The 7,958-nt window shown below is 73.2% G+C and carries 9 protein-coding genes; 8 read left to right on the top strand and 1 reads right to left on the bottom strand.

Annotation, left to right across the window (positions count from 1 at the left end):
• The 6 genes from KUM03_RS29715 to KUM03_RS29690 form a co-directional block, all read left to right on the top strand.
• Positions 1 to 103 (top strand): integrase core domain-containing protein (locus KUM03_RS29715; protein WP_217253349.1); only part of this gene is annotated, 103 nt, incomplete at its 5' end.
• Positions 104 to 123: 20 nt separating this feature from the next.
• The gene (locus tag KUM03_RS29710) at positions 124 to 531 is read left to right on the top strand and encodes a hypothetical protein (protein WP_217253327.1); all 408 of its coding nucleotides are present in this window, start codon (positions 124 to 126) and stop codon (positions 529 to 531) included.
• A gap of 97 nt (positions 532 to 628) precedes the next feature.
• The gene (locus tag KUM03_RS29705; RefSeq protein WP_217253325.1) at positions 629 to 1,246 is read left to right on the top strand and encodes an RNA polymerase sigma factor; all 618 of its coding nucleotides are present in this window, start codon (positions 629 to 631) and stop codon (positions 1,244 to 1,246) included.
• A 50-nt stretch (positions 1,247 to 1,296) separates the two neighbouring features.
• On the top strand, positions 1,297 to 2,124 hold the full coding sequence (locus KUM03_RS29700; protein ID WP_217253322.1) for a hypothetical protein: 828 nt from the start codon (positions 1,297 to 1,299) through the stop codon (positions 2,122 to 2,124).
• Positions 2,125 to 2,480: 356 nt separating this feature from the next.
• The gene (locus KUM03_RS29695) at positions 2,481 to 3,143 is read left to right on the top strand and encodes an RNA polymerase sigma factor (protein ID WP_217253320.1); all 663 of its coding nucleotides are present in this window, start codon (positions 2,481 to 2,483) and stop codon (positions 3,141 to 3,143) included.
• Entirely contained in the window at positions 3,143 to 4,336 is a 1,194-nt protein-coding gene (locus KUM03_RS29690; RefSeq protein ID WP_217253318.1) for a hypothetical protein, read from the top strand. The genes KUM03_RS29695 and KUM03_RS29690 overlap by 1 nt, the downstream gene beginning before the upstream one ends.
• A gap of 186 nt (positions 4,337 to 4,522) precedes the next feature.
• On the opposite strand, the gene KUM03_RS29685 is transcribed toward KUM03_RS29690, so the two are convergent.
• Positions 4,523 to 5,425 (bottom strand): L,D-transpeptidase family protein, encoded by a 903-nt coding sequence (locus tag KUM03_RS29685; RefSeq protein WP_217253316.1) that lies wholly within the window; start codon positions 5,423 to 5,425, stop codon positions 4,523 to 4,525.
• A 251-nt stretch (positions 5,426 to 5,676) separates the two neighbouring features.
• Between KUM03_RS29685 and KUM03_RS29680 the strand changes: the two genes are divergently transcribed.
• Both KUM03_RS29680 and KUM03_RS29675 read left to right on the top strand, forming a co-directional pair.
• Positions 5,677 to 7,257: a methylmalonyl-CoA mutase gene (locus KUM03_RS29680; RefSeq protein ID WP_217253314.1), complete on the top strand. Its 1,581-nt coding sequence runs from the start codon at positions 5,677 to 5,679 to the stop codon at positions 7,255 to 7,257.
• 109 nt (positions 7,258 to 7,366) lie between these two features.
• Complete coding sequence (locus KUM03_RS29675; protein WP_217253346.1) at positions 7,367 to 7,939, top strand: Uma2 family endonuclease; 573 nt, start codon at positions 7,367 to 7,369, stop codon at positions 7,937 to 7,939.
• Positions 7,940 to 7,958: the final 19 nt, after the last annotated feature.

Below are 7,958 nucleotides of genomic sequence, written 5' to 3'. Positions count from 1 at the left end.
TCCCGGCTGGCTGGACTGGTACAACTACCACCGACCCCACACCGGAATCGGCGGCCAAACACCAGCCAGCCGCGTCACCAACCTGTCCGATCAGCACATCTAGCCCGTGTGACGACAGCCCGTGTGACGACTGTGACCAGCGGACCGACGACCCGTCAGGAGACCCGGCCACCGGCCGCCGCCAAGCCGGTGCGGTGGGCGGCCGACGCGGTGGCCGCCCTGCGCGAGGGCGCCCGGCTGCGCCTGGACCACTCGGCGCAGAGTCTGTGGCGCGTCGACCGCGTCATCGACGGCATCCGGCGCGAGGGAACGCCGTACGCCGCCGTGGAGCCCGTGCTGCGCGGACTCGGCGCCTACGCCGGTGAGGTGATCGTGCGTGAGGCGGGCGGCGAGTGGTGGGCGACCGGCGGCGACCACTGGGTCCGTACCCCCGACGGCCGCCTGTGGGACCCGATCGACGAGGCCCGCCGCTGCTTCGCCGGTGACGGTTCGCTGCGGCTGCTGTGCCGGGACGCGGCGGCCGACGGCTGAACCGCCGCCTGTGACACTTCCGTGCGCGCCGACGCTGATGACCGTGGGGGCGGGCTCAGCCGAGCACGCGAGGACTCGGTACGAACTAGGACGGTTCTTGGGCCAGCGAGGGGAACCCCGCCGCGTGCAGACGTACGACGGGGAACTGGGCGCGGCCGTCGCGCGGGCCCAGGACGGTGACGAGGCGGCCTTCGCGGTCGCCTACCGGCTCGTGCAGCCGGGCCTGCTGGGCTACCTGCGCGGGCTGGTCGGGGACGACGCCGAGGACGTCGCGTCGGACGCGTGGCTGGAGATAGCCCGCGACCTGCGCCGTTTCCGGGGCGACGGGGCCGGCTTCCGGGGCTGGACGGCGACGATCGCCCGGCACCGGGCACTGGACCACCTGCGCCGCCAGAAGGTACGGCCCAGGCCGGCCGCGCTGGAGCAGGGCGTCCTGGACCTGCCCGGCCCGCATTCGACGCACGACCAGGCGCTGGAGACGCTGTCCACGGAGGCCGCCCTCACCCTGATCTCGGGGCTGCCCCGCGACCAGGCCGAGGCCGTGCTGCTGCGGGTCGTCGTCGGCCTCGACGGGCCCGCCGCCGCGCGCGTCCTCGGCAAGCGGCCGGGCGCGGTGCGCACGGCGACGTACCGGGGGCTGAAGCGGCTCGCACGGCAACTGGGCGCCGACGGTGTGACGGATGGCGTGCCCAGGACGCTGGGGGAGTCGACATGACGGGCACGGGCGGCGCCGGCCCGGCGGACCGAGCGGGAACGGAGGCGGACATGGGTGTGCAGCACGGCGACGGCGGCACCGGCCCCCGCCCCGGCCACCACGGCACTCCGGGGACGGAGGCCCTGCTCGCCGCCGCCCTGCGGCGGGACCACGTCGACGCCGAGGGCGAACGGCGGGCCGTGGCCGCGTTCCGCACGGCCCGCGAAACGGAACCGGGCCGGGCGGCGCGCACCCGCCGACGGGACGACTGGCGCCCGCGCGAGCGGCGGCGCGCCGGACGCCCGCTGAAGACCGCCCTGTCGGTGCTGCTGGCGAGCCTCACCCTGGGCGGCGTGGCCTACGCGGCGATCGGCGCGGGGGGCTCCGCCGCCGACGGCGCCCGGCCGGACGACCCGCTTCCGTCCGCCACCACGGAGACCGGGGGCGGCGAGGGCGCCGGCGGCGTGACCGGTACCGAGGTCCGGCCGGTCCCCACACCGCCTCCCCCGAGGACTCCGCCGGACGCCTCCGCCCGGGCCGGTCACCCGGCCTCCGCCCGGGGGAGCGAGGCGGCATGCCGTGCCCTCCAGCGGCTGGACGGCCGCGGCAAGGCGCTGGACGCCGCGGTCTGGGAAAGGCTCGTCGCGGCGGCGGGCGGCGAGGAGGAGGTCGCCGGCCACTGCGCCGAGGTGCGTGCCGCGGACCCCCGGAGAAATGCCGTGGACGAGCGTGTCCCCCCGGCCGTCCCGGTCACCCCGGAACCGACGAGGGGACCTGCGAACGGGGCGGGCGCGGCCCGCGGGAACGGGCAGGTCGGCGGGAACGGCCAGGACCCGGGCAACGGCACGGCGGGCGGCTCCGCCGGGCGGGCCGATCCGGCACCCGGGACGGACGAATAACCCCCGGTCGGACCGGGGCGCCGGGGACGACCGGGGCCGCCACCCCCCACAGGAGAGGCCCCGGCCGTCGCGCGGCACGGGCCGCGCGGCGGCCCGTACTCCCTACAGCGCCGCGGGTGCGTTTTCTGTCACACCCCACCGCGTCACGGCTTAGTTGCATCTTGTACGGCAATGCGATGGGGACATGGACGAGCGGTGGTTTCAAGACGTAACGTGCCATTCGCGCCGATGCAGCGGGGGGCTCGCTCCCGCGACGGGGTCGCGGGAGACCACCGCGACCATCCATTGAGGACCACGACGGCGAGGACCACGTCCGCGAGAGCGGCGCCGGTTCAGGGCGCAGAAAGGCCTTCTCGGTGCTGGGGGACGACGCGGAGCTGACCGCCGCGGTACGGGCGGCGCAGGACGGGGACGAGACCGCGTTCCGGACCGTCTACCGCGCGGTGCACCCGCGACTGCTCGGATACGTGCGGACGCTGGTGGGCGATCCGGACGCGGAGGACGTGGCGTCCGAGGCCTGGCTGCAGATCGCCCGTGACCTGGAACGGTTCGACGGCGACGCCGACCGGTTCCGCGGCTGGGCCGCCCGTATCGCCCGCAACCGGGCGCTGGACCACATCCGCATGCGCGGTCGCCGGCCCGCGATCGGCGGCGACGAGACCGAGCTGACCGGCAAGCCCGCCGACTCCGACACCGCGGGCGAGGCCCTGGAAGCCCTGGCCACCGACAGCACCTTCTCCCTCATCGCCCGGCTGCCCCAGGACCAGGCCGAGGCGGTGGTCCTGCGCGTGGTGGTGGGCCTCGACGCGAAGAGCGCCGCCGAGACACTGGGCAAGCGGCCCGGTGCCGTCCGTACGGCGGCGCACCGCGGTCTGAAGCGGCTGGCCGAACTCCTCGGCGGCGATCCGGAATCGGGCGGCGGGCTCGACGCCCTGCCGCCCCAGCGAGAACCGCACCGCCGTGCGGTGACGTCCGCGAGTGTGACGCATACGCGTGCGCGGACGCAGAAGGACATGTGATGGCCGACGAGCAGGACAGGTGGCTGGACCGCGAAACGGCGGAGATCTTGCTGCGCGGAGAGTCACTGGAGGCTGTCGACCCCGCGGCCCGCGACCGGGCCGAACGGCTCGCCGAGGCCCTGGGCGCGCTCACCGCCCCACCCGTGCCGACCAGCGAGGAACTCCCCGGCGAGGCCGCCGCGCTGGCCGCCTTCCGCAAGGTGCGCGCCGAGCGGGCCGACGAGGCGGCGGGGGCGCCGGCCGGGCTCGGGCGCGGCGCCTCGGCTCCGCCCGCCGACGCCGGGCTGATCCGCATCGGCCCGCGCGGCGAGGCCGCCCGGCGCCCCGGGCGGTTCCGTCCGCTGCGCCTCGGGCTGATCGCCGCACTGACCGTCGGCATGGTCGGCGGGGTCGCGGTGGCGGCCGGAACCGGAGTCCTGCCGCAGCCGTTCGGCGACGCCGGACCGGACCCCGCCGCCACCGTCTCCGCGGCCGCGTCCCCCGACCGCCCGCTCACCTCGCCCTCGCCGCCGGCCGGCGTACGGGGCGGTTCGGTGCCGGGCGGCCCCACGACCGGCGGACCCGACCGCGACGAGCGGGCGGACGGCGAGGACGAGGACCGCGACACCGACTCCGGGGACCGGGGGACCGGCGGCTCCGGAGGAGGACGGCAGGCCCTCGCCGCGGCCTGCCGCGACGCGCGGGCCGGCCGGGAAGTCGACGACGCCCGCAGGCACGCCCTGAAGGAGGCCGCCGGGAGCTCCTCGAAGATCGGCAAGTACTGCCGGAACCTCCTCTCCGGTTCCGCCACCGACGCCCGGGACCGCGACACCGGACGGGATGCCGGGGGCAAGGGGGAGGCCGGCGAGGCGGCGCGGGAACGGGAGCCGCACAAGGACGCGGGCGGCAAGGGCGGCAAGGGCGACAAGGAAGGCCGGGGGGACAAGGGCGGCCACGACGGCCACGACGGCGAGGACGGCAAAGGGTCCAAGGGCGGCAAAGGTGGCAAAGGTGGCAAGGGCGGTGGAAAAGGCGGCGGCGACAAGGACGGCAAGGGCGATGACGACGACGGCGGCCACATAGCCCCGCCCGCCGGGCACCACGGCCCGCACGCCCTCCCGGTCCTCCCGCGCCTCCACCGGCAGGGCCCCACACATCCGCCGCACCACTGGCCCGCCCTCGGCGACACCCTGTCTGACCTGCGCGTTTCCTAGGCAGACAGATTTTTCTAGCGAGGGTGTGACACTTTCGGCCGCCAGGGCGCAGTAATAAGTGAGCCGACTGGTCATCGGCTTTCGCACCGAGCCGGGGTTCCCCCCGTACCTACGGCTCGTGCACCTCGGCGCGGGCGGGACACGTTCCCCCGGTCCCGCCCGCGCCCCATTCCGCTCCTCGGCGCCTCACCGGTACACGACGACCTTGTCGCCGTCGCGCACCTGGGTGTACAACTCCGCGACGGCGGCCTCGTCCCGCACGTTGACGCAGCCGTGCGAGGCGCCCGCGTAGCCGCGGACGGCGAAGTCGTACGAGTAGTGCACGGCCTGGCCGCCGCTGAAGAACATCGCGTACGGCATGGGCGAGTCGTAGAGCGTCGAGACGTGGTGGCGTGACTTCCAGTAGACGTGGAACACGCCCTCGCGGGTCGGCGTGTACTGCGAGCCGAACCGCACCGGCATCGTCGACACGGTCCGCCCGTCGACCATCCAGCGCAGCGTCCGGCTCGTCTTGCTCACGCAGAGCACTCGGCCGGTCAGGCAGCGCGGGTCGGGCGGGTCGGCCGGCTGCCCGCCCATCAGATACAGCTCCCACTTGCCGGGCTCGCGCGTCATGTCCAGCAGCCGCTGCCAGGTGACGGTGTCCGTCCTGCCGGTCCTCGGCAGCCCGCGCTTGCCCTGGAAGCCGCTCACCGCCCGCTCGGTCGGGTCGTCGTACGCACCGGTCGGGCCGTCGGCCAGCCACTCGACCTGGCGCAGCCGGGCCTGGAGTTCGCGCACGTCCCGGCCGCTGTCGCCGGGCCGCCACAGCACCGGGGCCACGGTCCGGGCGGGCGGCGCACTCGGCGGCCGGTCACCGGCCGGTGTGCGCTTCGGCCCGCCCGCAATCTCCTTCGCGCCCTGCGGCGTGTCCCGCTTCCCCGATCCCTCCGGCGGCGCGCTGGTGACGTCTATGCGCACCGGCGCGCGCCCCTTGCCGTCCGGACCCGTGCCCTGCACGGTGCAGCCGCCGACCGCCAGCACGACCCCCAGCGCGACGGCGAACGCCCTCCCGGTACCGCCCACGCTCCCCATGCCCGTCCTACGCATCACGACCCCCCGCCGTCTCACCGCCCCGCACGGGCGTCCCCTGAGATGTTCCCCGCGGATGACGTGCCGCGAACGGCGCGGCATCGTTGTGACCGGGACCGCAGCGAAGTTGTGAGCAAGGTCCCAGCGTGCGCCCCTCCACGGGTGGTGCGTGCGCCGATACAGTCCGTCAAAGAGTCGGCCTGTACTGGCGAGTAACTGACGAGTAGATCGAACAGTTCGAGCATGTGCTCAGCGGGAGGCAACACACCATGGCGCGCGAGTCGGAGTCCGGACTGCCCATCGAACCGGTCTACGGGCCCGACGCCCTCACGGGCTGGGACGCGGCGGAGAAGCTGGGCGAGCCGGGGAAGTACCCGTTCACGCGGGGCGTGTACCCGTCGATGTACACCGGCCGGCCCTGGACGATGCGCCAGTACGCCGGTTTCGGCACCGCGACGGAGTCCAACGCCCGCTACAAGCAGCTGATCGCCAACGGCACCATGGGTCTGTCGGTCGCCTTCGACCTGCCCACCCAGATGGGCCACGACTCCGACGCGCCGATCGCGAGCGGCGAGGTCGGCAAGGTGGGCGTGGCGATCGACTCGGTCGACGACATGCGGGTGCTGTTCGGCGGGATCCCGCTGGACAAGGTCTCCACGTCGATGACGATCAACGCCCCCGCCGCGCTGCTGCTCCTGCTCTACCAACTCGTCGCCGAGGAACAGGGCGTGAGCGCGGACAAGCTCACCGGCACGATCCAGAACGACGTGCTGAAGGAGTACATCGCGCGGGGCACGTACATCTTCCCGCCCAAGCCGTCGCTGCGCCTGATCGCGGACATCTTCAAGTACTGCCGGGCCGAGATCCCGAAGTGGAACACCATCTCGATCTCCGGCTACCACATGGCCGAGGCGGGTGCCTCGCCCGCGCAGGAGATCGCCTTCACCCTCGCGGACGGCATCGAGTACGTGCGCACGGCGGTCGCCGCCGGCATGGACGTCGACGACTTCGCGCCCCGCCTGTCCTTCTTCTTCGTGGCCCGTACGACGATCCTGGAGGAGGTCGCCAAGTTCCGCGCGGCCCGCCGGATCTGGGCCCGGGTGATGAAGGACGAGTTCGGCGCGAAGAACCCCAAGTCGCTGATGCTGCGCTTCCACACCCAGACGGCCGGCGTGCAGCTGACCGCCCAGCAGCCCGAGGTCAACCTCGTCCGCGTCGCCGTGCAGGGCCTCGGCGCGGTCCTGGGCGGCACCCAGTCCCTGCACACCAACTCCTTCGACGAGGCGATCGCGCTGCCGACCGACAAGTCGGCCCGGCTCGCCCTGCGGACGCAGCAGGTCCTGGCCTACGAGACGGACGTGACGGCGACCGTCGACCCCTTCGCCGGTTCCTACGTCGTCGAGAAGATGACCGACGACGTCGAGGCGGCGGCGCTGGAGCTGATGGGCAAGGTCGAGGACCTGGGCGGCGCGGTCAACGCCATCGAGCACGGCTTCCAGAAGAACGAGATCGAGCGCAGCGCCTACCGCATCGCCCAGGAGACCGACTCCGGCGAGCGGGTCGTCGTCGGCGTCAACCGCTTCCAGCTCGACGAGGAGGAGCCGTACGAGCCCCTGCGCGTCGACCCCGCCATCGAGGCCCAGCAGGCCGAACGCCTGGCGAGGCTCCGCGCGGAGCGCGACCAGCAGGCGGTGGACACGGCACTGGCGGCACTGAAGAAAGCGGCCGAGGGCGAGGACAACGTCCTGTACCCGATGAAGGACGCGCTGCGGGCCCGGGCGACGGTGGGCGAGGTGTGCAACGCGTTGCGGGAGGTTTGGGGGACTTATGTGCCGTCGGATGCCTTCTGACGCCTGCTGAGCCGGGTTATTACCTCGGATGGGTGATCGGGGGCGAAAAGCGCACCTTCCTGGTTAGGCTCGTGGAGGGTGTTCCCGTAAGGAGGGTGCCGTGGCTGTCATGATGCACGAGTCGTCGCTTGCCGATGCTGCTGACCACCTCTGGGAGGAGCTGCCCGGTCACCGGGTAGAGATCCTCAACGGGAGCATCGTTGTGACACCGCCGCCGGACGGTCCGCACCAGGAGTCGCTGACCTGGCTCGTAGAGGAGTTCGCCCGAGTCGGCGCCAGGCAGGCGGGGCTCAGATACCTCGGTGGCATCGGATTGTGGTTGCCGACAGGGCCCGATGACTACGCGGTGCCCGACTTCTCCGTGGTCGACGACGTCTACAGGGACGCGGTCGTGGAGAAGAACTGCTACGCGCCGCACGTCTTCCGATTGGTCCTCGAGGTGACCTCCACCAATTGGTCCAATGACACAGCCATCAAGGTCGGGACGTACGCCAGGGCAGGTATTCCCGTCTACGTCATTGCCGACCGCCACCACGACGAGGTCCTCCTCTACACCGACCCGGCCGACGGCAAATACCCCGACCCCCGGCGCTTCAAGCGAGGTCAGGACGTCCCGATCCCCGAATCCGTCGGCGTCACCCTCACCCTCCCCGTCGACACCCTCCTCGACGGCGACGACTGACCCCGACGGGAACCGGTTC

Origin of the sequence: Streptomyces sp. AC602_WCS936 (assembly GCF_019049125.1) — a bacterium.
Classification (GTDB): Bacteria; Actinomycetota; Actinomycetes; order Streptomycetales; family Streptomycetaceae; genus Streptomyces.
Note: the sequence above shows the minus strand (reverse complement) of the source record. Positions and strands in the feature narration are given on the sequence as shown.